25 protein-coding genes and 1 pseudogene are annotated in these 25,742 nt (G+C 59.9%); 3 read left to right on the top strand and 23 right to left on the bottom strand.

The genetic code is table 11. The annotated features are described in order from the left end of the window. Nucleotides 1-42: 42 nt before the first annotated feature. The 12 genes from FFS45_RS08930 to FFS45_RS08875 form a co-directional block, all read right to left on the bottom strand. The gene (locus FFS45_RS08930; protein WP_137954266.1) at nucleotides 43-573 is read right to left on the bottom strand and encodes a hypothetical protein; all 531 of its coding nucleotides are present in this window, start codon (nucleotides 571-573) and stop codon (nucleotides 43-45) included. Beyond that, nucleotides 570-3,620 (bottom strand): hypothetical protein, encoded by a 3,051-nt coding sequence (locus tag FFS45_RS08925; RefSeq protein WP_137954265.1) that lies wholly within the window; start codon nucleotides 3,618-3,620, stop codon nucleotides 570-572. Before FFS45_RS08925 ends, FFS45_RS08930 begins: the two co-directional genes overlap by 4 nt. A 30-nt stretch (nucleotides 3,621-3,650) precedes the next feature. Then, entirely contained in the window at nucleotides 3,651-4,463 is an 813-nt protein-coding gene (locus tag FFS45_RS08920; RefSeq protein ID WP_137954264.1) for an HNH endonuclease, read from the bottom strand. After that, nucleotides 4,463-5,038, bottom strand: a complete 576-nt coding sequence (locus tag FFS45_RS08915) for a hypothetical protein (RefSeq protein WP_137954263.1) — start codon at nucleotides 5,036-5,038, stop codon at nucleotides 4,463-4,465. The genes FFS45_RS08920 and FFS45_RS08915 overlap by 1 nt, the downstream gene beginning before the upstream one ends. 14 nt (nucleotides 5,039-5,052) lie before the next feature. Continuing rightward, the gene (gene traQ / locus FFS45_RS08910; RefSeq protein ID WP_137954262.1) at nucleotides 5,053-5,589 is read right to left on the bottom strand and encodes a conjugal transfer protein TraQ; all 537 of its coding nucleotides are present in this window, start codon (nucleotides 5,587-5,589) and stop codon (nucleotides 5,053-5,055) included. Next, entirely contained in the window at nucleotides 5,589-6,728 is a 1,140-nt protein-coding gene (locus FFS45_RS08905) for a hypothetical protein (RefSeq protein ID WP_137954261.1), read from the bottom strand. Before FFS45_RS08905 ends, traQ begins: the two co-directional genes overlap by 1 nt. Before the next feature lie 63 nt (nucleotides 6,729-6,791). Beyond that, nucleotides 6,792-7,934: a DotG/IcmE/VirB10 family protein gene (locus FFS45_RS08900; protein WP_137954260.1), complete on the bottom strand. Its 1,143-nt coding sequence runs from the start codon at nucleotides 7,932-7,934 to the stop codon at nucleotides 6,792-6,794. 2 nt (nucleotides 7,935-7,936) lie between these two features. After that, on the bottom strand, nucleotides 7,937-8,941 hold the full coding sequence (locus tag FFS45_RS08895) for a DotH/IcmK family type IV secretion protein (protein WP_171029611.1): 1,005 nt from the start codon (nucleotides 8,939-8,941) through the stop codon (nucleotides 7,937-7,939). 10 nt (nucleotides 8,942-8,951) lie between these two features. Further along, a complete protein-coding gene (locus FFS45_RS08890; protein WP_137954258.1) occupies nucleotides 8,952-9,212 on the bottom strand; it encodes a hypothetical protein in 261 nt (86 codons plus the stop codon). A gap of 8 nt (nucleotides 9,213-9,220) precedes the next feature. Further along, nucleotides 9,221-9,910 (bottom strand): DotI/IcmL family type IV secretion protein, encoded by a 690-nt coding sequence (locus FFS45_RS08885; protein WP_171029610.1) that lies wholly within the window; start codon nucleotides 9,908-9,910, stop codon nucleotides 9,221-9,223. Continuing rightward, nucleotides 9,897-10,262, bottom strand: coding sequence for a helix-turn-helix transcriptional regulator (locus tag FFS45_RS08880; RefSeq protein WP_137954256.1), 366 nt, complete (start codon nucleotides 10,260-10,262; stop codon nucleotides 9,897-9,899). The genes FFS45_RS08885 and FFS45_RS08880 overlap by 14 nt, the downstream gene beginning before the upstream one ends. Nucleotides 10,263-10,472: 210 nt before the next feature. Beyond that, entirely contained in the window at nucleotides 10,473-10,733 is a 261-nt protein-coding gene (locus tag FFS45_RS08875) for a hypothetical protein (RefSeq protein WP_137954255.1), read from the bottom strand. 310 nt (nucleotides 10,734-11,043) lie between these two features. Here FFS45_RS08875 and FFS45_RS08870 point away from each other — a divergent pair, with 310 nt between their 5' ends. Genes FFS45_RS08870 through icmT form a run of 3 tightly spaced genes read left to right on the top strand, consistent with a single transcriptional unit; the run spans nucleotide 11,044 to nucleotide 12,872 of the window. Next, nucleotides 11,044-11,478 carry a DotD/TraH family lipoprotein gene (locus FFS45_RS08870; RefSeq protein WP_171029609.1) on the top strand — a complete coding sequence of 145 codons (435 nt, stop codon included), beginning with the start codon at nucleotides 11,044-11,046 and terminating at the stop codon, nucleotides 11,476-11,478. Nucleotides 11,479-11,490: 12 nt separating this feature from the next. Beyond that, entirely contained in the window at nucleotides 11,491-12,606 is a 1,116-nt protein-coding gene (locus FFS45_RS08865; RefSeq protein ID WP_137954253.1) for an ATPase, T2SS/T4P/T4SS family, read from the top strand. After that, nucleotides 12,603-12,872, top strand: a complete 270-nt coding sequence (gene icmT, locus FFS45_RS42115) for an IcmT/TraK family protein (protein ID WP_212745712.1) — start codon at nucleotides 12,603-12,605, stop codon at nucleotides 12,870-12,872. The genes FFS45_RS08865 and icmT overlap by 4 nt, the downstream gene beginning before the upstream one ends. Before the next feature lie 214 nt (nucleotides 12,873-13,086). Here icmT and FFS45_RS42110 read toward each other — a convergent pair. The 11 genes and pseudogenes from FFS45_RS42110 to FFS45_RS41675 form a co-directional block, all read right to left on the bottom strand. Next, a pseudogene (locus FFS45_RS42110) lies at nucleotides 13,087-13,245 on the bottom strand (transposase); the annotation flags it as partial. A gap of 1,887 nt (nucleotides 13,246-15,132) precedes the next feature. Further along, a complete protein-coding gene (gene pilV / locus FFS45_RS08855; RefSeq protein ID WP_137954251.1) occupies nucleotides 15,133-16,422 on the bottom strand; it encodes a shufflon system plasmid conjugative transfer pilus tip adhesin PilV in 1,290 nt (429 codons plus the stop codon). Between the two features lie 12 nt (nucleotides 16,423-16,434). Next, nucleotides 16,435-16,914: a hypothetical protein gene (locus FFS45_RS08850; RefSeq protein ID WP_137954250.1), complete on the bottom strand. Its 480-nt coding sequence runs from the start codon at nucleotides 16,912-16,914 to the stop codon at nucleotides 16,435-16,437. After that, nucleotides 16,915-17,907, bottom strand: coding sequence for an ATPase, T2SS/T4P/T4SS family (locus tag FFS45_RS08845; RefSeq protein WP_137954249.1), 993 nt, complete (start codon nucleotides 17,905-17,907; stop codon nucleotides 16,915-16,917). It abuts the gene before it with no gap. A 61-nt stretch (nucleotides 17,908-17,968) separates the two neighbouring features. Beyond that, nucleotides 17,969-18,469, bottom strand: a complete 501-nt coding sequence (locus FFS45_RS08840; RefSeq protein WP_137954248.1) for a type 4 pilus major pilin — start codon at nucleotides 18,467-18,469, stop codon at nucleotides 17,969-17,971. Between the two features lie 32 nt (nucleotides 18,470-18,501). Further along, on the bottom strand, nucleotides 18,502-19,545 hold the full coding sequence (locus FFS45_RS08835) for a type II secretion system F family protein (protein WP_137954247.1): 1,044 nt from the start codon (nucleotides 19,543-19,545) through the stop codon (nucleotides 18,502-18,504). Beyond that, nucleotides 19,542-21,332 carry an ATPase, T2SS/T4P/T4SS family gene (locus FFS45_RS08830; protein WP_171029607.1) on the bottom strand — a complete coding sequence of 597 codons (1,791 nt, stop codon included), beginning with the start codon at nucleotides 21,330-21,332 and terminating at the stop codon, nucleotides 19,542-19,544. The genes FFS45_RS08835 and FFS45_RS08830 overlap by 4 nt, the downstream gene beginning before the upstream one ends. Further along, nucleotides 21,332-22,609, bottom strand: a complete 1,278-nt coding sequence (gene pilO2 / locus FFS45_RS08825; RefSeq protein ID WP_137954245.1) for a type 4b pilus protein PilO2 — start codon at nucleotides 22,607-22,609, stop codon at nucleotides 21,332-21,334. The genes FFS45_RS08830 and pilO2 overlap by 1 nt, the downstream gene beginning before the upstream one ends. A gap of 1 nt (nucleotide 22,610) precedes the next feature. Continuing rightward, nucleotides 22,611-23,156 carry a type IV pilus biogenesis protein PilP gene (gene pilP, locus FFS45_RS08820; protein WP_137954244.1) on the bottom strand — a complete coding sequence of 182 codons (546 nt, stop codon included), beginning with the start codon at nucleotides 23,154-23,156 and terminating at the stop codon, nucleotides 22,611-22,613. Between the two features lie 11 nt (nucleotides 23,157-23,167). Then, nucleotides 23,168-24,877 carry a secretin N-terminal domain-containing protein gene (locus FFS45_RS08815; protein ID WP_137954243.1) on the bottom strand — a complete coding sequence of 570 codons (1,710 nt, stop codon included), beginning with the start codon at nucleotides 24,875-24,877 and terminating at the stop codon, nucleotides 23,168-23,170. Further along, the gene (locus FFS45_RS41675; RefSeq protein ID WP_171029606.1) at nucleotides 24,874-25,680 is read right to left on the bottom strand and encodes a TcpQ domain-containing protein; all 807 of its coding nucleotides are present in this window, start codon (nucleotides 25,678-25,680) and stop codon (nucleotides 24,874-24,876) included. The genes FFS45_RS08815 and FFS45_RS41675 overlap by 4 nt, the downstream gene beginning before the upstream one ends. Nucleotides 25,681-25,742: the final 62 nt, after the last annotated feature.

The following is a 25,742-nucleotide window of genomic DNA, read 5'->3' as shown; positions in this document are numbered from 1 at the left end:
TACATCCTTATGTTTATGGCGATACGGAATAAACGAGCCGCATTAACTAAACAACCTGGGATCGAATAGCCGCCTGAACGCGCCGGGTTGTGCGAAAAACTGCCGGTATCCGCCCAGAGGTTTATCCGGAGCCGCGCGGCCTGTCTCGATCTGCCACAACTGGTGCTCGAACTTCAACACGAACATCAGGCAGAAAAACGTAAAAAGCAGACCGATCAACGTTCCGAAATAATTGTGGCCGATCGCACTGCCAAATATGAAGCTTGCAGAGACGAATGCCACCGCCATGAAGAACTGCTTTTTGCGGGTACACAAGCGTTCGATTGCCTCGAGCGGCATCGCCTCCGGCGAACGCATGGCGAGCGCCTCGTTGAACGTGCGCGAGCGCGGGTTTCTGCGCTGTGCGGCCAGTTCGCGGTTCTGATCGGTAATGGTCTGCAGGCCCGTTGCAACGGTGTCTTTCATCGACGTGGCTGCCTTGACGAGCGGGTAGCCTGGAATCAGATAAAGGCTGGAGCGCGCGATGCGTCGTGCCGCGCTCGACTTCTTTTCCGTGCTTTCGGTTTTGCTCATGTTGGCAGTTCCGCTTTTTCGAGTCCGTACTTCACGACCAGTTCGTTCGCGACCGCATCGATAATGTTGTCGTCGTCGCGCGCGCCCTGCTCCGCCTGCCGGCCTTCGAGATACTGCGCCGCGGTGCCGCTCGGAAACTCTTTGGCGAGGATTTTCCGGGCGGTTGCGGGTGAGGTCCGTTTGTACAGACGGCGCCGCAGCCCAACGTCCTTCGCGGTCGTCGAGAACGCCCATAGCTCGATTGCACCGGGCGCGTTATGCAAGATCTGGGTGACCACGCCGCTTTTCGTCTGGTGCCAGACGAGAAACTTGCCCGCGCCTCGCACGTCGCGCTGCAACGCGGTCATCGCCGAGTTCGACAAGCCGAACATCTTTTGGGCTTCGGCACGCGAATTCGGACTGCCCGCATTCATGATGTACGCGGAGAAAGCCGATTCGGTGATTGATTCCCCGTCCGTTTCAAAGTCGGCCATGAACTGGCTCGCAAGCGACACACGGATGCCGTGCTTACGGCCTTCGCGACGATCAAGCGAAAGCAGACGCCGAAACGATTTCTTGCCGGCCGTTCGGTGAACTTCGTCCACACAGATGGCCTTCATTTCATCCTTGATATCTTCGTAGCGTTGACGGTGAGCATCGTGGTACAGCACCGGCGCCAGCTCCGCAATGCTTTCTGGCAGGTAGTATTGCCGCGCCGCGATCTGGCGGGCAAACACGTACATGATCTCTGCGCGTTTTTCGCCGTCTTCGCCGGCGCCGCGGGTGACTTCCTCGAGATCCAGGGCGACCACGCGCGATTGCTCATTCAATTCGAAACGCGTATGTGAAGCAATGATCGGAAAGTCCCGTAACGCGGATGTGATCACCATCCGCATGGCATCGAGCAACGTCATGCCATTATCGACGCGTGCCTTGGAATCTTCCTTGGGCTCGAACACGCTGCGAATACGCTCCGCCCCCAACGATTCGATCAGGTCGGACAGAACCGGTACCGCGAACCGCTGCGCCAGGCGAGCCGCGCGAACGTGGCCAGTCGCCGTCAGATGGTCGGTCACGTCCCACCACGTCGTGTATTCGTCGTGCCTGAATCCGGTCGTCTCAAGCGCCATATCCACGGCCGCGTCGACAGTCCGCTCATAGCGCTTCTCAGAGCCACGCGTCGAGTATTTCTCGTACACCTCGTCGACGACCATGCCCGCGAGTTCCGACGAGTTCGCGTACGGTTGCTTCTGGCCGACGGGCGTCGCGAGCGCGGTCAGCAGCGAAATCAGGAACTCGCGGTCGAAAGCGGTCGGCCTGCGGCAGCCCGGCAAGGTGTCGAACGGATTGATCGAATATTCGCCGCTGTTGCGCAGGCGGATATAAATGGCCTCGTGCTTGCGGTCCTCCGGCAGCGCGTTCTGGATCAGCTCGATCAGCCCGCTCGAACTTACGCCTACGTCGATAATGGTGATGAGCGGCAGCCGCTTCAAACCGGGCGAGAGAATGGCGCCGAGATTCAGCGTATTGAGCCAGACGGACTTGCCCGAGCCCATGATGGCCCAGATCAGGTCGATCCACGCGGTTTGCAGCGACGAATTCGGCTGGAACGGATAGACCTTGCCGTCAAGCGTGCGCAGCAGGATCGAGCCGCCTGCAAACCAGGGCGACGCTGCCCGCTGGATCGGAAAGAGACGCACCAGATCGCTGAGCGGCGGGATCATCTTCGGGGCGACCGATTTATCCGTGAAGCCGGGTACGGTCGAGGCCAGTCCCTGGATCGGATCCCCGGTGTCCGTGCTGATCTGCGCGACGCCCCACCCCTGCATCGCGCTGACGAGGGCCGACAGACGGTCCTCGCACGACTTCTTGTCAGGTCCCCAGGTGGCCGCCGTCACGCGCACCGAGACATTGCACTCGCCGTCGCGCTGCGCCTCTTCGAGCGCGTCGAAGGACCGCTTGATTGCCTTATTGGTGCTGCCCATAAAGCCGATGATACTGACCGCGAGATTCTTCAGCTTGGCCGACTCCAGACCACCTGGCTCGATCGCAAACTTGATGCGCCAGGGGACTTCCTTGCCCACCCGGTTGAACAGCATCATGAAATCGTGAATTTCCTGCGGTCCGACTTCCATGTATGCGGAGCCGTGATACTCGCCGTTGATATATACAAAGTCGCCTTCCGTACGGATCTTGCCTGAGCACATCTGCTCGGCCAGTTTCGGCAGGTACATGTCGCTAGCCGAATTGTTACGTGTCTTGCGCGGGGTGAAGCGGTCGCCGGGCAAAACGGGTTTCCATTTATGATCGGTGCGGCGGCGATCGTAAGCGAGGCGAATCGCGCGTGCCGCATCATGTGTCGACAGGCGCTCGACGTGCAGCTTCGCATGGACGAAGTCACGTTCAATCGCGTCGACGAAAGTCTCGTGGCGGCTCAGCAGCCCTTTGAGGATCGCAGTCACGGACTGCGCTTCGAGCATCGGCTGGATCTTGTGCTCCTTCATGCGCAGCTTGTGCGTCTCCATCTCCCGCTTCAACTCGTCAGGCGTCATCGAAGAAAGATGGGTGTACAGCATCACGTAGCACGACTCGTGCGAGCAAAGCGACGCGACGCGCTCGCAACGGTCGTCGAGCATGTCCTTCAGATCGAGGCCGACCCGTTCGCACGTATCGTACGCGGGTTGCATCAGGCTCTTCACCTTGTGCCGGATCATGTCAGGATCGCGCTCGAATGAAATTTCGATGGAGTGGCCCGCCTTCTGGAAGTAGGCGGTCATCGCGCGCCGCAGATCGTCGGTGATCTGTTCGAATTCCACTTCGCCCACAACGTCCATCGAGCCGGTCAACTCAAACAGCGTCAGCATCGCGCACTGGCGCGTGATGAGGATGTAAGGACGCGCGCCTTTGGGGTCCATGGCCGCCATCTGTTTGGCGCGCGGGTCGTCCGGATCGAGGCCGATCGCTGTCTCGAGCTGGCAATAGGACGGCAGATCGGCGCCCAGCGCGTGGCTGGAAACCCAGGCGATCAATGATTCGACGTTGTCGAGAAGGCTGCTTACCACGGTCATGATTGCGATCTCTCCGGCGCGCCCAGGACACTACCTGGCGGTGCGTGCGCGTTCATATATCTGCCCCCATGTCTTGATGGGGAGTGACTTGTAACTCTCTTCGATCCACCGCGCGACATACTGCGCGAAGCGAACTGGCCGGTAGATCAATGCCATGCCGGTAAAAGCGCTTACGCGTTTGTCCAGATCATCTTCGTGAAGCGTCAGCATTGCATTGGAGAAGTCTGACGGGTTGGCACTCCCCCACTCGGAGGACACCAGTTCTGCGCGGCTCGCGAGATGCTGCAACAGTGCGCGCGCTTCGGCTTTCTCCGCATCGCTGCCCATTTCAAGCACGACGGCGATGGTCCGCTGCAGATGATTGACTTCAGCCTGCGGGACGCCGTCGAGGTGAATGAAAACACCGTGCCGCTGGTTGCCGACCTGACCAACGTGCTGGGTTCCGTGGCAGAGCGGGTCGGCGATTTCCAGGTTCTCTTCGCGGTTGTCCGTGTGGTTGTCGTTGCGGTGATGCACTTCGGTATAGTTCGAACGGAACCCGCAAAAGACGCACCTGCCTTCGCCTCTTGCCAGGATAGCGGGGCGTTTCTGCTTGTAAGCCGCGTCGGACGGCTCCATGCGGTCGTCGTCCTGCCGCCGCACCCTCCGCTTGACGGAGAACACGATGTCCTTGCGCCGGCGCGAATCGAAATTCGCGCCGAGCGTCGACTTCGGTGCGCTCATGCCCTCGGTCGCTTCGTCCCATGAGACCCCGGCGTCGCGTACTGCTGCTTCGTCCAGCACGGCGTGTTGCCGCGAATCGGCCGTGGCTGCCCTACCCGGGGTCTCGATGGGATGCTCCATCAGTGAGCCGCTGCCGGAAGCGCATCCATCGCGCTAGCGCCTGCGCCCATCGAGCCGGCTGCCGAATTCATCACATAGCCGACCATGCCGAGCGCCGGGCCGCCCAGACCGTAGCCAAAGATCGAACCCGTGGTTACCTGCTGGTCGCCCTTCGACTTCTTGATGCCGTTATTGACACCGACGCCCGTGCTGACGAGACCGCCGCCGTAGAAGGCGTAGACGATCATGTTGTAGATCGAGCCCATATCGTTCTTCAGACTGGTCGCCATGCTACCGAGCGTGCTGCCGTTCGACTGTGCGTCTGCAACACCGGAGAACACGAGGCTCGTGACAACGAACAGCATCAGGCCGGTCAGCGCAAGGTGCCGGTTCGACAGGCGCGTTGCATGCGGCAGCGACGAGTGCCAGACCGCCATGGCGACAAACACGATGGCGGCGACGGCCAGCGCCGGGTTGGTGAACATCAGCCGTCCGATACCTGTGAGCACCATGGCGGAAACGACGAATGTGCGCGCGTTCTCCATGGCGTACAGATGAAACCGTGCGAGTGGATTAATCAGGAATGCTTGTTGCATGTTTGGGTTGCTCCTTAAGATAGTAAGTTGAGACCAAGCGTTCCATGGAAAGCATCAAGCGTGGAATTGATATTCACCAGCGCCGCGCCCCCCAGGATGTGAATGAAACCTTTCCAGGCGTAGTCTTCGTACCCTCCTCCTCCGCCTCCACTAGAGGCTTTGCGTAACATGGTCCAGCCCTTGAGCGCGTACCACCAGCCAAATGTCGAAACGATCGTCAGAATGGCCGTGATTGCGGGTGCGAAGGCGCCGGCCGACGCGGTCGTGTCGATATAGGCAATCACGTCGCCATACAGCGTGTCGGGTTCACCTAAGGTGCCGAGGGTGCTATCCATCGCACCCGAAAAATTGACAATCAGTGCGCCGATGAAGAACGACGCGAAGATGCTCTGGCCGCTAATATCCGCACCCGGCGATGCTGATTTTTTGATCGCGTTCTGCAATGCACCGGCGCAATAGAAAATGCCGACGCCGACCGCAACCATCTGAGCCAGCGCCTGAAACGCTACGATGTCAGACGCGATACTGGTAACGATGGTGGTGAGGTCCATTACTGAATCACTCCCGAAGTGGTCACGATACGATAGGTATCCGGATCAATTTTCGTGACTTGCGCATCACCGATCTTGTCGCCGACCGAGACAACCTGCTGCTTTCCGGTCTGTTCGTCCTCGACCCACCCCTGGCCGGGAACAACCTGCTTGATCCGGTAACCGGCCAGAATGGCGAGCGACGCATGCTTGCCATGAACGCGATGCCTGACGTGACGTGCATTCGATGCGACCTTGGTTGCGCCGCTGCCTGATGCCGCATCGGCAGTGGCCGCATCGCTCGCTGCGCCCGGAGCGGTCGCGGCGTCTCCTGCGGTGGCCGCAGTGGCCGCATCGCTTGCCGCCACGGCGTGCCTGACCCGCACGACCCGCTTGAGCGCGTGCTTCGGCGTCGCGCCGTGGTGCGCCTGCGCCTCTTTCAGCTCGGACTTGAGTTGCGCAATTTCGGCATCCTTTGGATCCGGGGCGGCTGCCGGCGTAATGGGCGCGCTGGTGCCGGCGCCCGTGGCGGGGATCATCGACGATGCGGTTTCCGGTGCGGCCGTTGTGCTTACATCAGCAGGTGCGGCGGCCGCGTTGCCAGTCATTGGCGTTCCTGTAGCGTTCAGCGAGCCGGCGGTAGCGCCCAGATCCACCGGTGCCTGTGCCGGTGCAATCGGCGGCGGGGCCACCGGCTGCGGGCTCATCCGGCTGCTCTCGACGGAAGGCACGGGACCGGCGGGTTCGGAAGCGGCTGGCCGCATGTCGACGGGAAGAGGCGGCGGACTTGCCGCGCCGCTCACAAGCCCGCCGCTGCGAGCCGGGGATGGCAAGGAAGCGGTCTCCGGCTCGTTGTTGGAAGCAATCATGCCGCCCGCCTCAGCAGATGTACTGGCCGGCGGCGCAGTCATGATCTCGCCCTGTGGCTTCGCGCCGAAGAAATGCTGATATCCCGCGCCAATGGCGATGAAAACGACCATCCCGCCAATGATCAGGACCGGCGTCGGGATGGGCTTCTTCCGGGACACCTTGGGTTCGTCCTCGTGAAAATCCCCATAACCGTCGGCGCCGGCGTACTCCGCGCCGACGCCGGAATGATCGTGCAACTGTTCGTGCGCCTCCACGTCAAGCACAGTCGAGAAGTGATCGGGTTCGCTCATGTCATCGCCAGGTTAAGTTCGTATCGAATTAATTATACGTAATTATTCGGAGCTGTTGCTACCTTATTGAAGGACGACGTCCGACTTGAACAGAATGATCAAGGGCGTGTTCATCTCGACTCGCCCTGTCACGGGGGGAATCGCGGAAACTTCCTTCTGGATCACCCCTTGAATACCGGTCATCCCACCGGAAACGGCCGCACCTTCAAGCTGCGCCGGCGTAGGGTTTGGGTTTTGCACGGTCGTGGTAGTGCCCAGAGCACCTTGCGTAACGGTCGCGCCCGCATTGCTGTAGACGGCGCCCGCAGCGCCCAGCGCGCCGAGCAACGCCGGCACGGCGACTCGGGCGACGAGATGGTGGTCGAGATCGGCCGGCAGCGCATTGCTCAGCGTCTGGTCATTGAGCGCCACGGCGTTGATCGATACCGACTTGCCTTCGCACTGCAGGGTCGTGAACGCTGCCGTCACCTCTTCTCCCGTGAGCTTGCCGCTACCCATCATTTCGCCCCCTTTGCATGGTCCCTGATCGAGCACGGCAAGCACGTCGGATTGCGCATCCGTATTGATGCCGTTCTCCAGATGCGCATAGTATTTTTCACTGGCGCGGATCGTCGGCGTCTTGCCGGTTTGCGAGGTCGAGGCCGACGTGGCCGCACCCGCGGCCGAAGCGCCGGACGCCGCCGCGGCCAGCGCTTCCTTCTGCAATCCGAGTACTTCCTGCGACTGGGGTGGATTGTCCCACTGGTTCACCAACTGCTGAACCTCCATGGTTACGCCTTGCGTCGGCGCCGGGAGCGCGGGCAATGACTGTGTCTGGCCCTGCTGGCCGGCCGGCATGCCGTTGGGATGCTGGTAATCGATTCGCTGCGCCGTCGGCGCCGATGCGGACCGCTGCTCGAGCGCCTGCTCGATCTGCGCGTTGCGGTCGGAGAAAGCCGGGATGAACGTCGCGCCGGTCTTCTGAGCCTGCGCGAGACCCTCCTGATTGGCGCGGTTCAACGTCTGCGTGTAGTGCGGCGTTTCCGGCGACGGTGTGCCGCCTTGTGCGGTAACGGACGGAATCTCCGTTTCGGTGGCAGAGCCCGAGCGATGCTTCATCGCGAAGAACGCGACCGCCACGCTCACGATCGCGAGGACGGTGATCGCGCCGATCACTTTTGCGTTGCGCAGAAAACCGGGGTGCAGCTTCCGGGGGCCATTAGCCATCGTTACTCCAGATCCAGAATGATGTTGCGGCTGATGCCGTTATCGCTGACCGTCACGACCGGCGTTTTCGGAATGTCGTACACATGTGTGCCGTCAGCACCCGTGACCGCACCGTAGTACGCCGGATCGCTGAGAAACAGGTTGGTACGCAGCACGATGTGGTCACCGAGCGCCCATGCCGTCATCCCCGGCGGGCCGTTTTCGATGTGAATCGGCCTGGCGCCTGGCGTGTCTGTGCCATCCAGAATCGACTGCATGCTATCGCCCGGCAGATCGATCGCTGGCGTGCCATGCGCTGCCTCTACGGTATTCGGACCGCGGCGTGGGATACGGATATCCTGCCGATAATCGGTTTCACGCTGTCCTGCGATCATCTTGACGACCACCGGAAACGGCAGGCCCTTCAGGAAAACCGCCACGTCGCCTTCGACGTAGCTGCCGTCCGCCGTAATCGTGATGGTCGGCACACCTGGAACCGGCCTGAGCACCTCGAAGCGGCCCTTCGCCATGTTGTCCACCTCGGCGATATCCCACGGTGCACCGGCGCTGTCGATGAAGGTGACAGCCGAGCCGAGGTCGCTCACGCGGACGATCGGCGGCGGCGCGCCGGGCGAGAGATCTACCGTCTGGACCGAATAGACCGGCTTCGGCGGACGTGTCGGATTTGTCGATGCCGCGCGCTTGGCCGCGTCGATACGCTTGCGCAGCGCCCTGATCTGGTCGGGCGTAAGCGGCGTGACCATGTTGACGGCGGCATCGTAATTGGCGTTCGTCTGCGTGAGCGGAGGCAGCGGCTGGGGCGCGTTCGGATTTGCATAAACGCCCCCGGCCGCGCCGCCACCCTGCATCTCCGCGCCCGCACGCTGATTCGACATGGTCGAGCCGGCCCCATAGGCGTTCGCTCCTGCGTCGCCGGCATCGGATGCTCGCGCCACTTGCGCGTCGGCAATGTGCGCCGCACCGAGCAACGCGAACAGGCACAGCGTCCTGGTGAGCAGACTGCTCATGGGTTTCACCTTAGAACGGACTGCCAGTGACGACCGCATACATCTTGCGCGTATCCATAATCCCAGTCAGCCAATCCTGGGCGCGGCGATTCGGGGCGGTTTGCCAAAGGTCTTCCAGTTCCTTGCGCGTTGCGATGAACGGATCGATTAGCTCGAACTCGTGGTGCCAGTCCGTGCCTTCAACACTAGCAAGAGGATGCACGCCCTCTTTGTCCTTCGACTCCTCAGCAATCTCGATTGCTGTCGGAAGGGGTTTGAAGCCGTCAGTCATGCCATCACCTAATTATTTTGACCGTTGCCAATAATCTGAAGTGCTGTCGTAGAAATGCCTTTGGGATTGTCGACAGTCGGGACGCGCTGAATGTGCGTTTCAATGATGAAGCTATAAGAGCGCCGCTCCGTCTGATTCACAAGCGTGATTGAAATAGGTTGCTGCACCGTCCACTTGTAGCCGCGTGGGTCGTGTGCATCGATCGCGGCAATCACACCCGCGCCGGTTGCGACTGCCGAGGACACGAGCCGGCCGTCACGAATCTTCGTCAGCAGATTGCTTTTGTCGAAGGCGGCCATCAGTGCGTGGAAGCCCTCGTCCGTATAGCAGTCATGGAGCGACTCGAGCTTGTTGCGCAGCTGGTCGGCCACGAAGTCGAGTGAGAATGATCGCGTTACGCAGTTCTGCGCGAACTGGACCACCTCCTCCGGCGAAACAAGCGGCTCCGAAAGCGGAGCAAGCCGGGTGATTCGTCCATCCGCCGTGACGGCGAAATAAACCGGATCGGCTTTTCTTAATGCAAGCGCCACGTTGGCGGTGACGGATATCAGTAGCGCAATTCCCAGAATGAGATTGCTGCCGAGCAACTTCGGCCAACTGAATTTATAGAGGAATGTCTCAGTCAGCAGCCTGACGGCCGGATGAACCTCGAACGGCCCGCGCGCAGGCGCGGTGGAATGCGTGTTAGGCGCAGCCATGATCGTCCACCCCGGCTTGATAGCGCTGCGGATACAGCAAATGTATTTCCCGGATACCTTCCTGCGCGAATTCGGCATGTAGCGCTTTGACACGCTCAACCAGGCGTTTCGCACTCTCAAGCGATTCGACTTTGGTCGGTGTAACCGAACGCCGTTCTGTGCGAACGCATTCAGTGTTAGTCAAAACCTGTATCAGCCGTGCAGCAATTTCCACGCTGGGGGTGGCCCCCTGCTCCACCCTCGTCAGGTAAGAGCGCGAAATGCTGGCCAGCTCGCAGATCTTGTTCGCATCCAGGTTGTTCACTATTCGATACGCTTTCAGTAGCGTAAGGGGCTTCGAGTCGATGGTCATAGGGCCGACTTCGTTCTATATCGTTATAACGGTACACAAATTATTTGCCCTATATTTTTGCCTGTCAAGCAATTTCGGTGCGGTCAAGCACGCTTGCATTCTGTTACGAAGATGCGGGAGGTACGGCACCTGATTTCCGAAAAGGGAACGGGAAAGCGGATGGACTAACGGATAAGCGCGTTATCGACTCGTTCGCGCGATAACTGAAGATCAAGCAACAATTTTTTCTGCGCATGCAATGCGTTTTGTTTGTAACTCTAATTGTTCTGGCGCAAGTGGCGCCACGCAGATGAGCAATATTTCCTGATCTATTACGTGATCGGAGCGCGTTAATTCCTTGCGCAAACGATTGCGCGTTTCCATATGGACCTGGAGCGAAGTATTCCTCATGCATTGCGAATAGTTTTCATGTTGATGGCTTACACCTGCCCGCTGTGTTGGCGGCAGGGTATGTCTGTTCTCTGTGCTCATGAAGGACCTGGGCTATGCAAATTGTTATATGGGTACATAGCAATGAGGACGCCGGTAATCGGTTTAGTGGTTCGTCTCGGATATGCGGTCCCGGTGTGCACTCGCCTCCGGGCACAAGCCGAGCGGCCTTCCCGCGTCGAACGGGCCACATACGTGAGCCTGTAGCGTCAATGCGTCGTTTGGCTCCATACCCCTCCCGACATGCTATAGACCTTGCTCGCTGAATATTTCGTATGTTATAATTGATACAGAATTTTAGCGATTGCCGGGGTGTGGCTATATGATAGATAGAGCTAAACATATTCGATTTATGAGCATTGCTATTGCGGCATTGGCTTGCGGCTTTGCCGGTTGTGCGACGCAGCCGGCGCCGGTCGATGCAACAGGCCAGATGCTCGACACACAGCTAAACGACTCCGCTCATAGAATCGATGCCATGCTCGGGGAGATTTCCCGTGCTGGAGGCATCTCGGCGGTCGTACCCAAGACTGGCACCGTCGTTGTCGCGGGGGATTTCGTGACCGTCGAGTGGCAGGGTGATGCCCCCGAAGTGTTGCGCAAGATCGCCGACGCGAAGGGGCTTAAGTTTGCCGTCATGGGGCGCCCTGTTCCCGCGCCCATTTCGATCAATGCGACGAATACGAGCTTCGTGCAGGTACTCGAAAACATCGGCACGCAACTGGGCGGGCGCGCCGACGTCGTGCTGAAGACCGACGCACTGGAGTTGCACTACCGTGCGATCTAGGAAGGCTTCGCGATGATCAGTACACCGGAACCGTTCAAACTCGAAGCGAACTTCGGCGTCCACGATCTGCAGGCGTTTCTCGCCTACTGCGGCAACGTCGGCTCGTCCGATATCGTGTTCCAGACTGGTGATGTGGTCTGGGGAGAAATCCGTGGCCGTCAGGTCGCCCTTACTGAGCGCACGATCAAGGACGGGGAGATCAAGGCATTGCTCGCCGTTTCGTTCGGCAGCGAACTGATCGGGGTCATCAAGGGCGGCAACGATGCCGACCGCCCGTATCGATTCGTGATCGAGCGCGACATGAGCCGCTACCGCGTCAATATCGCGGGCGCCCAGATTGGCGACGCCGAGGACGGCTTGTCCATCACCATGCGGACCATACCGGAGTCGCCGCCCTCCCTCGATTCGCTGCAACTGCCAGCCGGTATCCGCGAAAACCTGTTTCAGCCGCGCGGCCTTGTGTTGATCTGCGGTCCGACCGGATCCGGAAAGACCACGCTGATGTCGTCGTTCTACGCCGACGTTTCGGAGAACAACGGCGATGTGAAGATCCTTCTCTACGAAGATCCGATCGAATTTCTTTTCACCAAGGTTAGAAACAGAGGCCCGAAGATCCGCCAGATGCAGATCGGCCGGCATATTCCGAGTTTCGCGCGAGGCATTCGCAATGCGATGCGCTGCAAGCCGACGCTGATCGGCATCGGCGAGGCGCGTGACGCCGAAACGATCGGCGCCATGGTCGAAGCGGCGCTAACGGGCCATGGCGCATACGGGACCATGCACACCGAAAGCGTGTCGGAGACGATCAGCCGGGCCATCCAGGTGTTCCCCGCCGATCAGCATTCGGCCATCGCATCGAAGATTCTCGGCTCGCTGCGCCTGATCATCGTGCAGATTCTCGTGCCGACGCTCGACGGAAACCGCGTGGCAGTGCGCGAATTCCTCTATTTCGACAGTGAGATCAAGCGGCAAATGAGCGACATGCCCTATACGCAATGGGGTGCGTTGTTGCGCAAGCTTGTGGCGGACAAGAAGCAGGATATGACGACCGGCCTGCGCGATCTGCGCGATCGCGGACTGATCGATGAGAAAGCCTTCCGGCGCTATGCGGGGGAATCCAACGAATGAAAGTACGCCGCTCTATCTGGCGAGATGCGTCGCTTACGCCGCGCATTATGGGTATTGACGCGCGGGGCTATTTTCCGATTCTGATTGCCCTCTACTATCCGCGTAAATGGACGTTCGCCGCGGCACTGCTGGCGATTGTCGGGTTCTATCTGATGGAAAAGAAGGGTTATACCCTGCCCGTTTTGATGCGTGCGATCCGCCATGCGTTGCGCGGGACGGTGGTTCATGGGCGGGCGTGGTGGCATCATCGGAGGTTTTATGAGTGAAGGGCGTTGCGTTGGTGAGCGTTGGCAACCTCGCAGCTTGAGCAACCATCCGTATATGAAAAAAACCGCGTGCGCAGCGGAGCCCGGATTGCTGACTAATCTTACGTTTTCGGGGGCGTGGGATTTTATTTTTCGGGCTGGGTAGATCAAGGCGTAAGGCCCGAATTTTGGGGCAATCGAGATCCGCAGTGCGCTGATGAGTCGCTGTGGGCAGCCGTGCAAACCAACGGTAGGCCACGTTGACCCGAACCTCTCGTACGAGCTCGCGTTCGCCGCACGCCTCGAACATGTAGCGGACGAACAGCGGCCGGAACACCAGCACCGGATCAAACGCTGGATGCCCGTTATCCGCGTAGTGCGGGTGCGCCACCTTCGCATGCCCAATAAACGACAAAGCCCGGCGCAAGGCTAGGCTTTGAACTCATAGTTTGTCGGCAGTCTGAGCGCCTAGCAGGACGCTCTTCATACACATCACTGGCACTCTATCAACGCTGGGTTGCTCTCGCCGTATGCAGCGACAGTTGAGAAATTAATCGTTGGATGGGCGGCCGGACAAGCAAGAGTCCAACCTTCGTTGCTCCCGTTGCCCGCTTGTCCCTCAAAGAATGAATTCGCGGTTGAACCCGAATCACCTGGCGACCAGATGATATTTCCCCAAAGTATACTGACGCTTTGAACGACCGTACCCGCAGGTCCAGGGGCGTTTTCATACGGGGCGTTGTTAGTCCACGCTTCATAGATGGTTTTTATAAAAGAGCTTGGCGTATTCCAATAGTCAGTTGTTCCGTTCCCGTTATATAGGTTACCTTCCTGAATGACTCGAACCGCACCAGCCATCGATGGCGTGCAACTAAACCAGTATTGTGTAACATGCAGAATCGTCCGCTGCTTGGTCTCACCGCAGTAGCCGATCAAATACGCATACGGATTTCCGTCCGCGGCGCATTGAAATCCGCTTGGGCAGGAAGGCGGAGGAGGTGCTGCGCAGGTAGGCCCGATCCATTCGCTCCCATTCCATGAAGCCGGAGAGGTTGTCGTATCCCCGTCTGGGCACGGCGGTGGTGGCGCCTGGTAGTTACACTGCGGCGCCGAATATTGCGAACCGATCCATTGCGCCGGCGCCACGGTCGTCCAGCCTGCCGCTGTCGAGCATGCCGGCGGTGTCTGCGGCGCAGCTGTCACGCGTCCGAGACACGTCGAGTCCTGATTACCCGCTCCGCATCCCGCCGCCGATTGAGCAAAGGCTGAATGACCGGCAAATATCCCCGTCACAAGCGTCACGACAACCAGCGCGAATCTCCATCGCCTCATTGTTTCTCTCCATCAAAGTCAAAATATTCCGGGAAGCACATAAGAGCCGCACGCACTTCCCGGCCTCTATCTTTAGGTGCCATTTAATGCGAGCACTCGATCAACGACGGATTGCTATCCGCATATGCTGCGACGGTTGCGTAATTCAGATTCGGATACGTCGATGGGCAATAAAATACCCATGTAGACGACTGAGGGTTGGGAGCGGTATACCCGGTATTAACGAGATTGCTGGGAGTTCCCTGATAGACGATCGCCCCAGTCCAGCCTGAATTGAAATTCAAGTAGACTTCCTGCAAAACTGTGCCAGATGGAACAGCCGTTCCTGCGTATGTTTCAGCAGTACAGTTTATGCACGTATTCGAGTTGGCAAACTGCAAGTAAAACCATGTCTGTGGAGAGTATCCTTGGGTTGTGAGTTGTCTTCCGGTTTGAGCGGATGCGCCGGCCAGTGTTGTGGCACATTGAAAATAGGGGGTGTTCCATGTAACACGTCCATTACGGCCCAGTCCATCGAACGAGTACCCACAGTACCCAATAAAACCAGCATAGGGATTTCCGTCCATGCCGCATTGAAATCCGCTCGGACAAGAAGGCGGAGCAGGTGCTGCGCATACTGGATCGACCCATTGGCTCCCGTTCCATGAAGCCGGCGAGGTTGTTGTATCGCCATCCGGACACGGCGACGGAGGTGCCTGGTAGTTACACTGCGGCGCGGAATATTGCGAGCCGATCCATTGTGCAGGCACCACGGTTGTCCAGCCTGCTGCCGTCGAGCATGTTGGCGGTGTTTGCGGCGTGGCCGTCACGCGTCCGAGGCACGTCGAGTCCTGATTGCCCGCCCCGCACCCCGCAGCGGATTGCGCAAAGGCTGAATGGCCGGAAAATAACCCCGTCGCGATCGTTATAATAAGCAGTACGAATCTCAGTTGTCTCATCGTTTTATTCCTTAGAATTCACAATATGTTTCGGCAAGAGCCTGTCCGGATATTGGCGTACCTGTGGGCGTGGTACCGTCGACGATCGAGATATCCCAGTTCGATCCGTTCGCGGTTGCGCTCATATTGACGGTGGCTGTGTCGTCCACGAAGAAGTTCTCCGCGGCAAGCTCAATCTTTGGCACCCCGGGAGACGAGCAGGTTGGCTGCGGCACAACCGAGCCATTCGATACCGCATTAACCGCCATGCGCACCCATGTGCCGCCAATCGGTGTCCATGCGCCACGCACGCACGAGAACATCTGTCCGCTGCCATCCGAATTAGCGGCAACGAGACCATTGGACGCGCAAGACGCACCATTGTTGGCGATATTCGCCAACTGAAGCGTTCCGTTGACCTGAAGCCCTGCCCCATTCGCTGTCGCGGCGCTGATGGTCAGGTGATTGTTGGCGTCGTTTTGCATGCGGACGTTGTAGTTCTGCACGCCCTGGCCCGCCTGGTGAAAGTTGATATACGGAGTGCCTGTCCCGGCGGTACTCGCGTTGCCGCCCAGCTCCAGCGAACCGCCCTGGTCCGAATCCAGTTCACCGGCGCCGTTTGCCGAAAAAGTAGACGCTGTGGCGGTGGCCACCCCGGTGATGTTGTGCGCGGTACCACCCGTATCGGTCAGACCCAGGTCGGTCTGCATGTCATTCAACTGCGGCTGGCCCGGGACCGAGACGCGGTAGAGGTAGTTGCTGTTGGCCTGCGCGCCGCTGAACGCGAGCAACGATGCCAGATGGCCGCTGCCGGGATTCGTATAACCGGTCAGCGCGAGCTTCCAGGAACCGTACGCCCCGTAGGCGTTGGTCGGCGTCATGGTCGGGTCCCCTGCCTGATTCGCGTACGGGACGAATCCCCCTTGCGCACCCGACTGGGCAGCGATCTGGACGAGTTGCTGCGTGTTGGTAATCGCCCGGCCGCCCTGCGAGGTAACAAGCGTCTGCAGCTCGCCCGGTGTGGGTTGCAGAACCTGCGCCTCCCAGGTTTGCCCATACGAATTCGTTGCCGAAAAGCCTGCCGGCAGATAGTTGGCCGTGGTCAGCATCGCAATCGTGATTGTTACTGGCGGTGTCTGCGCCGCGATAGCGGCCGCGTTATCCTGCACGTAGAGCGACACAGCCTTGTCAACGATAAGCTGCTGGCTTGCGATAGCCGCGGTCTGCACATTGGTGACGCCCATCTTTGCCCATGGAATGAAGCCGACGATGCCGAGCATCGATAGGGTGAGCGCAACTATGTACCCAAGAATTGCATCCATCTTCCCGCTTCCTTATGGGTTGACCTGCAACCAGCTCAGCAGTGATCTGGTCGGGATCGTCGCCGGTACCGCCGATGTCAGACTGCTGACCACGTTAACCGCCTGTCCAGCGGTCCGCACCTGGTACCAGGCCGCGCTGTACTGCGTATCCGAGACCACTTGACCGGCCTCGCCTGGCACCGCCGGTGTATAGGCGAAGATGTTTCGGGTCCCTCCGCCTGCAGAGGTCGTCATGCATACCGCCCCGCTCGGTACGAGCACACCCGCGGGCAACGTGACCGTGATGCTTGAACTGATGAGGCCAGGCATGGCGAACGCTGCGTTTTGACAGGCGGTCGCAAATACTTCCGCTTCCTGGGCGTAGATCGCCGCCAGGTTGCCCATGCGGCCTTGCACGCCCGCGCCGGCAACCGACAGGGCCAATTGCCCGGTTTGCGCTTCAATACCGACGAAGAACAGCACGGCGATCAGCGGCAGAATGGCGAAGCCCATTCAGATCGGCCCTCCGTCCGCGGCCCATATCAAGCGTTTCTGTCGTTCGATTTCGGAAGTAAGCTGCGAGAAGTCGCCCTTACGTATATGCACGCGGATCGACGTTTCGTTCTGTGCGCCGGCAATGATCAGGGGCGTAACGGTGAGGAATATCCTCCTTTCTCCCGATGGCGTACGCATGCTCATAAGCCGCTGGTGAATTACCGCCGACAGGGCATCGGCCATCATGGATGTGTCGAGCCCCGACTCGCGCATCATGTTTTTCGTGCGCTCAAGCGCCGTCGTCACGTTGTTCGCGTGAATGGTCGAAGACACAAGATGTCCGCTTGTACCCGCAAGAATCGCTTGAGCTGCCGCGTCTCGGGCGCGGATCTCACCCAGCATGATCACGTTGGGCGCAGCGCGCAACAGACGCTGGATTTCAGGGCCAAACTCTGCGTCGCTGCGGATCTCTGTCTGATAGCACGTGCCAACGACTTTCCCTGATCCGTGCTTTCCCTGCAGCACGATCTCCACGGGATTCTCGATCGTCCAGCCCGTCCCGCCGAATGTGCAAAGCCGCTGAACCAGCCACGATGCCTGGGACATCGACTTGCCATCGCCTGTGCCACCGCTAAACAGCACAAGACCGCCCTTGGAGAACGCCTCGGTCATGAGTTGATCGCGCAGGCGTGGCGGGTAGCCGAGTTCGCTCCATGCGATCGGACGTGGCAGCAGACGGCGGCCCACATATACGTCCCCGTCGAGGGTCTCAATCCGCTGGACACGAAGTGCGACCCCTTGCCACTCGGTGCGGAAGTCCAGCCCCGTGCGATGGCTCTGCAGGTGCTCACGAAGGGCCCGCGATTCCTCGAGTGCCCCGGATTCGAGCGCATGCCGCTCCCGGTCAGACGGGCTGGTCTTGTACCAGGCCTGTCCGTTCGGTTCGAGGTACAGGTCGGAGAACGACATATCGCCCAGGTATGATTCCAGGGGCTGCTCGACTTCGACCATTACTCGCTCCTCGCGATCAACATATTGTTTGACGGCATCATCTGCGCAGACGCTTCGACACTTACTGGAACGTCAACGTAATCGTGAGGCCATTGCCACAGGCATTGCCCGCCGAGACAGAGTCCGGCAACGTTGCTTGCGTGAACGTCGTTCCGCCGACTTGCAGGCTCACGTAGTCCCTGAGCGTAGTTACGACGTTCGAGCACTGCTCGACGGTTTCCGATCCACCGCCGCCGAACGCAATGACACCCTCAGACGCATTCCCGGCGCTGCTGACGGTTACGTCGTTACCCCACGCGTCGATGAGCACTCCGTTGCGCACCATGTCCGGCGGGAAAACGGCCGAGTTGTTCATCGCTGCCAGATTGCCGTTTATGAAGTTGGTATAGCCGTTGCTGTTCTGCGAAAACTGGGTGCGCGCATTCGTCACAACCCATGTGATGTCACTCGCCACGGTGGCATTCTTGTTCCACGAAAAACCGCCGTGAATGTAGACGACTGCAGCGCCGATAGCCATGAGGGTAAGGACGGTTGCAACAATTCGACCCAACATCGAATCCATAAAAATCTCCCAATATCAAAACGTTGTGTAAATCAGTAGGAACCCATTGACGATGCAAAGAGCGATGACAGCGAGTTGGAGCCAAGCTGCACGACAGCAAACGCGAAGTACATCATGAGCAGGAATACGAACGAGATAGCCATTCCTCGAGCAATCAGCCGGCGCTCGAGCCCTTCGGCATATTCCTTGGCAACCTTTTCAATCACGTCGGCGAAGTTGGGAAAGCCAACATACGCATCGATCTCCTCAATCAGGTCGACAGATGGAAACTCGAGTCCGGACCGTCTCATCGCTGACGCCAGATTGAATCCGTCTCTCAGTCCACCTGCGATCGGACGCAGCCGTGATGCAAGCCAAGGGGACGCGCTGACGGTCTGGCTCTTGAGAGCCTCCGTGTCCGGGACCCCAGCTTTCAGCAACGCCGCAAACGACAACAGCCATGCGAATCCGGTTACCTCGCGGTAGACCGTGAACGGAAACACATTCCGGTCGAAGAACCGTCGCCCCGGTCCGCTCCATCGCCGCAATGACCAGCATGAAACAGCCGTAGCCACTATCGCGGTGCCAAATAAAGCCGGCGCTTCCCAGCCAACCGCAATCTGACCCATGACGTACAACACGTAAGCCCAGCCTTTCCATTTTTCGACGGGCACGTTTTCCGTGAACTGCGGCACGATCGAATAACCGATCGTGAAAAGAACCGAATAGAACGCGACCAGATAAACAACCGGCGAAAAGAAGCTCCCAAACAGGTGGCGTTGCATGCGGGTCGTGCGGTCGCGCACGTCCACGACGAGTCGCATCGCGGCCGGCAACTGTCCGGCCTGCTCCCCCGAGGCAAGAACGCTGCTTTCCAGATCCGGCAAATCCGCTCCCATCGCGTCGCGAAGCGTCTCGCCGTCGCGAACTTTCCGATAGATATCGTGTGCCGCCTGCGCCGCCTTCTTGCGACGGCGACGCTGCAGGCGATCACGAAAGTCGCCAAGAACCTGTGTGATTCCCAGTCCGTTCTCGATCTGATTCGACGCCTGCTGATAGAGCCGGCGGCGAACGCTCCACGACAATCCCGCCGTCATACGCCCTCCTCCATGAATTCGAGCTTGTGGACTTTCGCGTGTACGTCCCGCGGGTCGACTTTGCCCGCGAACACAAGATCCATCGCATTGGCGAGCATGGATTTGTCGGAGCCAGGCTTGAGGCGATGGTTGCGCCGTGCGATCAGCACATCGCGGTGCTGATAGTCGTCCATAAATTCTTCGTCCGTGACAACGATTTCCGCTACCGCCTGCCGGTCTACGATCCCGTGGAAGCCGCAGTGCTCGCATCCTGGCCCACGCAGCCTCACGGATCCCAGATCACCGTTAGGCGCCCACGATTTGAGCCGATCCCGCATATAGGCAGGCAGCGCATCCGGTTGGTCTTCCAGGGGGCGGCAGCATTTGCCGCAAAGCGCCTGGACAATACGTTGCGCCATCAGCCCGACGATCAGTTCGTGATCGCAGAGGGTTGCCAGAGACAAGCGCTCGTGATCCATCATTTCGAGGCGGCGGATCGTTCGATAGGGGTCCGTTACGTGCACGGTCGTCCAGACGAGGTGGCCCGTCATAGCCGCCTGCAGCGTTGCCAATGCTTCCTCGGCCTTGCGGATTTCCCCCATCAGGATGATGTCGGGGTCCATACGCAACGCCTTGTGGAGCTTGTCGAGAAAGTCCTTTGACGCCGATAGCTGAACGGCCCAATCTTTCGGGTATTCAATCGGATCTTCGATCGTTACCTGGCGCAGATGCGGGAAAAGACGCGCCTGGTCTTCCATGTATTCGTGAAGCGTCGTCGTCTTGCCGCTACCCGTTGGGCCAGTAACGAGCACAACGCCCATAGGAATACGAACCAGATACTCGCTGAGCGCTATCTGTAGCGGCGTAAAGCCTGCAACGGCGAACTTGCCTTCGGGGCGCGCCGGCACCGACAGTTCGATAGTCCGGCTCGTGGCGCGAATTTCCTTCTTGTGCCGGTGGTATTGCATACGCGCGACGAGAAAGCCACCGCCTGTTTCCTCGGGGAAAGACGGTCCGCGAATGAGACGCACGCTTGACACATTTGTGCCCGGCAACGCGTCGCCGCTAATTTGCCCGTCCTGGAAGCTAAGCGGGTTGTACACCGGCTCCTTGATCGTTGCCAGGCCTGTGTAAATCGACCGGACAAGCGCCTCGCCCTCGTCGCGCCGCATGTTCAGCTTGTGCGCAACCATCAGGTCGCCTTTCACACGAAGCTGGACTTCCGCGTGCTTCTCTCGCACGAGGACGTGAATGTCACTTGCGCCCATCGCTGCTGCATCGACGACGATACGGCGAGCCTTCGTAAGCGTAACGAGATCGGTGTCGTCGGCGACGCCGCCTGCCTTTTCGGCTTCGCGCACTGACTCCAGGTCCTGTGCGGAAACGCGCTCCACCTTGGTGACAACGTGTCTTCTCGACAGGTCTTCGAGCCACGTAAGGAACTGCGGGTTGCCAGCGTGACGGGCGTCCACGTGAATCGTGATGGTCTGCACGCCGAGAATCGCATCCACCTGATCCTGGGTGAGCATGCCCAGACGAATCGCGCGATCGCCAATCCGCCCGCCTTTGGCGAGTTCCTTGGGATCTAGCAAGGCACTGACCTGGGCTGCGGTAAGCAAGCCCAGATCAATAGCCACGCGTCCAAATGGCCGCGCCCTTGTAGCGGGATAGACCACATGCGGCAACAGGCCGTTGGGCGGCGGCGGAAGCGGTCCCGGATCTGCGCTCGAGCGCGCCTCCAGCGTTGTCACCTGGAACGACTCTGACGCCGGGACGACGCCCTTGCGAAGTTTCTCTGCGAATCCCATTACGCACGCCCTCCGGGCAACGGTTTTGCCGGGCCACCGTGAGCGGCCGGTATAGTGCTTGCGCGCAACGTATAAAGCGTCGTGTCGACGGTCCATTGCGGTGTACCCTGCGACCAGCGAAGGCCGCGCACGCGCAGGCCCGGGACCGTATCGAACGACGGTGCGGCCGGATCCCACGGCGCCATGCCAAGCTTGAAGACCGGCTGGGAAATCGTCCACGGATCTACCGCAGGCTCGTCGGGCGTCGCTCCCGGTAGCACTGGCTTCGCGATTGCCGCAGTCATGGTGAGCGTGAGCCCGTTCGACTGCGCGAACGACCAGATTGCGCGTTGCGCCGCCTCGGACTGGGCGACGAGCGGCGAAGGCTCGGAAAATGCGCGCCGCACCTGAACTGATTCTTCCGATTTCTGCCCGCCGTCCTGGAGCGTTCCGGGCGCTTCCGATGCAAGCCCGCCTGCCCGCTCCCAGTCCGATGTCATCGAGATGCCGTTCGTGGAGGCGTCGCAGCGCCACGAACTGAGCATCCAGCCACCTCTCGCGAGATCCTGATCACGCCAGGCCAATCCGCACGCCCGGACAACGTCTGAGGGCATGGGCTCGTGCGTCCATGGAAGCACTCTGGATTTGGCGACGCGCTCCGCGCGCTGGGCGGCAGCCAGAGCCAGCCGGTTGTCGTCCTCGATCTTTTTCCTGGCGGCGGCCGCACGCTCGTTATGGACAACCACGCCGGCCGAAATCGCCGCGATCGCGATCGCGACACCAGACACGATCGCGACCGGAACCCAGAGACGCCGTTGCAGATCGGACAGCGTAACTTTTCGCGTCCATGTGCGCGCCATCTCTGCAAGGTCATCGATCGTACCTTCGAGATCGGTTGTCCATTCTCCCAGCTCGCGATGCTGCTCGCGGATGCGATCCACGTCCGCAGCCGTGCCGATCCGGTCACCATCCGGGATGACCTCCTGCCCATCGCGGACCGCGATATACCAGTACCGGTTCTCCGAGATCCGGTACCGGCCCATCCACGGTTGCGGATGCTGGTCAGCAACCATCGCGGCGAGGGATCTCAGTTTCGCCGGCGACGTCACTCCGTCGATCGGGTTGCAAAAGCCGGCCTGAATCGTTCCCGCGCTTGTTTCACGTACGAGCCCCCACCGCCCCTTCTCCAGGGACAGCGCACGCAGTGCTTTGGCCTTCGGACGGGTATCTTCGTGCCGCCATGAGAGGCCCGCCGCGAACGGAGCTCTTACACCGGGAAGCGCAATGATGTCGGCCACGTTAGACCCTCAGAATCCGAGCCTGCTTACCGTTCACGATCGTGACGCTGGTTTCGGTGATCGCCGAAACTTTCCAGCCGTCTGCCACCGTTTCTCCCACCCGCACAGTGATCGTCTTTCCATCGACGTCCAGCACCGCGTTGTATCGCCCATCGAACGCGTTGACCGCGACGGCACGAATCGATGTATGAACTATCGACCTTTGCGGCGCCTGAGGTAGCGCCACCGGCGACGCAATGGGTGCGCCAAATGCAGGCAACGCTCCCATAGGGATCGCCCCCGCCTGTCCGCCGCCCTCATTGACCGCTATGTCGTGCTTGAGCTTGGCGATCTGGTCCTGCGCCTGGAGAATCGGAATCTGCTTGAGAAGTGCGGCGAGCCGCTGCGAATCCGTCATCTGACTAGCTGCATCCATGGCGGCGACACTGGATGCGCCGACGCCAGGTTCCGCGGCTGCGGGCGCATTGACGGCCGGTGCCGCTGCAAATGCCGCAACTGGAACACAAGCCGCAAGGAAAAGACCTTTCATCGTCATCTTCGTTTTCAATCTGTTCTCCTTCACAGCAACCGCGCCGAGATCACCACTGCGATGATGGTGTCGCCCTTCTGGGCGTCGACGCCGCCACCGAGTATCGGCAAGTAAGGGCTGCCAACACCGTTATTGGTCGTGCTCGTGTTTTGCTGGCGCATACCCGTGAGGATCAGTGTCTCGCCCGGCTTGAGACTGACGCTCTGCTCGAAGCGGGTGAGTTGCATCGTCGGAAGTTGCACGCTGGAAGCACTCGATCCGCTTCCGCTTGTGAAGGTCTTCAGATCCAGGAGATCCGACAGCGTCATGTCGAAATCAATCAGGATACGGCCGTCAATGACCTTAGGCAGAAAGCTGCTTGTGAACCCTGGAACGAGGGTCGCGGTCTGCATCGTTGTCGACGAGCCCACACTCGCCGTCAGCGTGCTCTGCGTCGAGGCAACGTAGCCCTCCTGCTTGGCCGCCTGAAGGGCGAGCAGCTTGCCGTTCTGCGTGACGCCGGAGCGGGAGATCAACTGCGAAACGTTTCCGAGTGTCGCGAGCGCCTGCACTGCCGCACTGGATCCGCTCAGGGAGCCTCCCAGGATCGATGCGCCAAAAGTCATCGGCGTCGATGTGCTGGTGACAAGCGGAGCCGCCGCGCCTGTCATTGACAGGCCTGTGTGAGCGCCCGAGCTCTTGTATCCCAGCGTCAGATTGATACCGTAGTTGTGTTCGAGCGTTTCCTGGATCTGGTAGACGTGCACATCGATTGCGACCTGCTTCCCGTACATGGAGTCCAGGTTCTTGACCCAGCTCTCCAGGCGGTCACATTGCACAGGGGTACCGGTTACGGTCAAAACCCCGAGATTCTGGTCGCCGATAACGCAATCCTTGCAGCCCGCAATGGCGTTGGCGGTACGCTCAAGGGTCTGCCACGGGGTGACCTGTACACCTAGCGTGATTGTCTGATTGCCGCTACCGGAGGACGAACTGGAACCGCTTGTACTCGCGGTCTGCGCAGAGCCGGCATTGGCCGTTCCAGCGCCAGAAGATCCCTGCGACGAACCGGAAGATGAATCGCCAGTCGAGATCGATCCGTTCATCGAGGCCGTGTCTGCAATGCTCGGCAACTGGAATGTACGGGTCTCAGTGGTGAAAAACGTCACCACGCCGTCCTTGTAGCGCGACCACACGTTGTAGTGCGCGTCGGCCTGATCGAGAAATCCCCGGAAAGCGCCCGTATAGAACCTGAGCGGCGAACCTGCAAGGGCGCCGGAGGAAACAGGATATGCGGCAGGCAGCGACGGCAGCGCCTGAGCGCCCGGTAATCCAAGCGCTGGCGATGGCAATGCCGTTCGTGCGGAGAACGGCATTGCCATGCCGGCCGCGGCGCCGGCTCCGCCAGGCGAGTTAGCTCCTTGAACAGAGGCATCGACGACCGCGCGCACGCCGATGTTTTCAGTGATCCACATTGCCACTTCCGGGAGGGTCATGCCCTCGGGGTGATTGAACACGACCTGTTTGTCGTAGATTTCAGGCTCTGGCTTCGTCGCCTGAATCTTTTCGCCCATCAACCACGCCCCGTCATGCACCTGGACGATGGGACGACTCTTGACCGAAGTCTCAACCTGCGCTTTCGCGTCTGCGCCCAGCACATCCTGTTCGTGATACACCTGCTGTACGCCACAGCCTGCGAGACTCGCAAACGTCACCGCGGCAGCGACGGCCAGAATCGAATGATGAAATGGAAACTTCATTGGCCCGCCCCCGGTTTATCGACCACCACTGTGTTGTCTCCCTTGCCCTTCCAGATGTCAGCGTGTACGTCTGCCCCATTCGCAGCGAGCTGCTCAAACACGTTCGTGACCGCGGTCTGGAAGTCCGTACCCCACGAAGAATCGTGCGGAGGAACAAAGTCGTCCGGCGTATTCCAGCTCACCGCCCAACCGGCACGCTTCGCCCAGGCCATCAACTGGAATTCCAGAGATTGACCACCAACAAGCTCGTACGGCGCGACCGGATCGGCCTGGCTGACAGGTGCGCTCGCCGGGACATCTGCCGTGGCGCGACTATTGACCACCACTCCAGCCAGCAACTGCGAGGGACGGCCCCGGTGCAAGGACACGGCGCGCTGGCTCCAGTCGATCGTGGCGTGCACATCCGCCAGAGGGCCAATCGCGTTCGTCAGGACGGTGTCCCAAGGGAGTCCACCGCTCCACGACACCAGTTGGGAGTGATCCACGTCACCCATCTCGATCCGGAAGTCCTTCGGTACGATCACCGGCATCATGTCTGCCAGCGCAATATCGCGCCCCTTTCCTCTCGGAACGTAATCATCCGAAGGCCGGTACCCGATCTGCGTCACTTTCCGGCCAGTCGAAACCGGTAAGTCATCGGCCAGCGGTTGTATGGAAATCGCGGGCGCGGGGGCGGCTACCGCCGAAGCCGGTGCAGCTACCACCGGCGGCACTTCGTTGACGAATCCCGCGTATGCCGTTGACGCACATCCCATCCCAATACCAACAGCCGCCAGGATGGCGACGATCATCCTCTTGTGCATCTCGCACCCTCTCATTCGTAATATCTCCGGTGATGCCACCCGGCACTTGCGTGGATCACGGT

It is taken from the genome of Burkholderia sp. 4M9327F10 (assembly GCF_005503145.1).
Classification (GTDB): Bacteria; Pseudomonadota; Gammaproteobacteria; order Burkholderiales; family Burkholderiaceae; genus Paraburkholderia.
This window is presented reverse-complemented; position numbering and strand designations above follow the sequence as displayed.

Excerpts from the sequence above, each read along its gene's own strand:
- FFS45_RS08930 (WP_137954266.1), bottom strand. The coding sequence starts at position 573 with ATGAGCAAAACCGAAAGCACGGAAAAGAAGTCGAGCGCGGCACGACGC.
- FFS45_RS08925 (WP_137954265.1), bottom strand. The coding sequence starts at position 3,620 with ATGACCGTGGTAAGCAGCCTTCTCGACAACGTCGAATCATTGATCGCC.
- FFS45_RS08920 (WP_137954264.1), bottom strand. The coding sequence starts at position 4,463 with ATGGAGCATCCCATCGAGACCCCGGGTAGGGCAGCCACGGCCGATTCG.
- FFS45_RS08915 (WP_137954263.1), bottom strand. The coding sequence starts at position 5,038 with ATGCAACAAGCATTCCTGATTAATCCACTCGCACGGTTTCATCTGTAC.
- traQ (WP_137954262.1), bottom strand. The coding sequence starts at position 5,589 with ATGGACCTCACCACCATCGTTACCAGTATCGCGTCTGACATCGTAGCG.
- FFS45_RS08905 (WP_137954261.1), bottom strand. The coding sequence starts at position 6,728 with ATGAGCGAACCCGATCACTTCTCGACTGTGCTTGACGTGGAGGCGCAC.
- FFS45_RS08900 (WP_137954260.1), bottom strand. The coding sequence starts at position 7,934 with ATGGCTAATGGCCCCCGGAAGCTGCACCCCGGTTTTCTGCGCAACGCA.
- FFS45_RS08895 (WP_171029611.1), bottom strand. The coding sequence starts at position 8,941 with ATGAGCAGTCTGCTCACCAGGACGCTGTGCCTGTTCGCGTTGCTCGGT.
- FFS45_RS08890 (WP_137954258.1), bottom strand. The coding sequence starts at position 9,212 with ATGACTGACGGCTTCAAACCCCTTCCGACAGCAATCGAGATTGCTGAG.
- FFS45_RS08885 (WP_171029610.1), bottom strand. The coding sequence starts at position 9,910 with ATGGCTGCGCCTAACACGCATTCCACCGCGCCTGCGCGCGGGCCGTTC.
- FFS45_RS08880 (WP_137954256.1), bottom strand. The coding sequence starts at position 10,262 with ATGACCATCGACTCGAAGCCCCTTACGCTACTGAAAGCGTATCGAATA.
- FFS45_RS08875 (WP_137954255.1), bottom strand. The coding sequence starts at position 10,733 with ATGAGCACAGAGAACAGACATACCCTGCCGCCAACACAGCGGGCAGGT.
- FFS45_RS08870 (WP_171029609.1), top strand. The coding sequence starts at position 11,044 with ATGAGCATTGCTATTGCGGCATTGGCTTGCGGCTTTGCCGGTTGTGCG.
- FFS45_RS08865 (WP_137954253.1), top strand. The coding sequence starts at position 11,491 with ATGATCAGTACACCGGAACCGTTCAAACTCGAAGCGAACTTCGGCGTC.
- icmT (WP_212745712.1), top strand. The coding sequence starts at position 12,603 with ATGAAAGTACGCCGCTCTATCTGGCGAGATGCGTCGCTTACGCCGCGC.
- pilV (WP_137954251.1), bottom strand. The coding sequence starts at position 16,422 with ATGGATGCAATTCTTGGGTACATAGTTGCGCTCACCCTATCGATGCTC.
- FFS45_RS08850 (WP_137954250.1), bottom strand. The coding sequence starts at position 16,914 with ATGGGCTTCGCCATTCTGCCGCTGATCGCCGTGCTGTTCTTCGTCGGT.
- FFS45_RS08845 (WP_137954249.1), bottom strand. The coding sequence starts at position 17,907 with ATGGTCGAAGTCGAGCAGCCCCTGGAATCATACCTGGGCGATATGTCG.
- FFS45_RS08840 (WP_137954248.1), bottom strand. The coding sequence starts at position 18,469 with ATGGATTCGATGTTGGGTCGAATTGTTGCAACCGTCCTTACCCTCATG.
- FFS45_RS08835 (WP_137954247.1), bottom strand. The coding sequence starts at position 19,545 with ATGACGGCGGGATTGTCGTGGAGCGTTCGCCGCCGGCTCTATCAGCAG.
- FFS45_RS08830 (WP_171029607.1), bottom strand. The coding sequence starts at position 21,332 with ATGGGATTCGCAGAGAAACTTCGCAAGGGCGTCGTCCCGGCGTCAGAG.
- FFS45_RS08815 (WP_137954243.1), bottom strand. The coding sequence starts at position 24,877 with ATGAAGTTTCCATTTCATCATTCGATTCTGGCCGTCGCTGCCGCGGTG.
- FFS45_RS41675 (WP_171029606.1), bottom strand. The coding sequence starts at position 25,680 with ATGCACAAGAGGATGATCGTCGCCATCCTGGCGGCTGTTGGTATTGGG.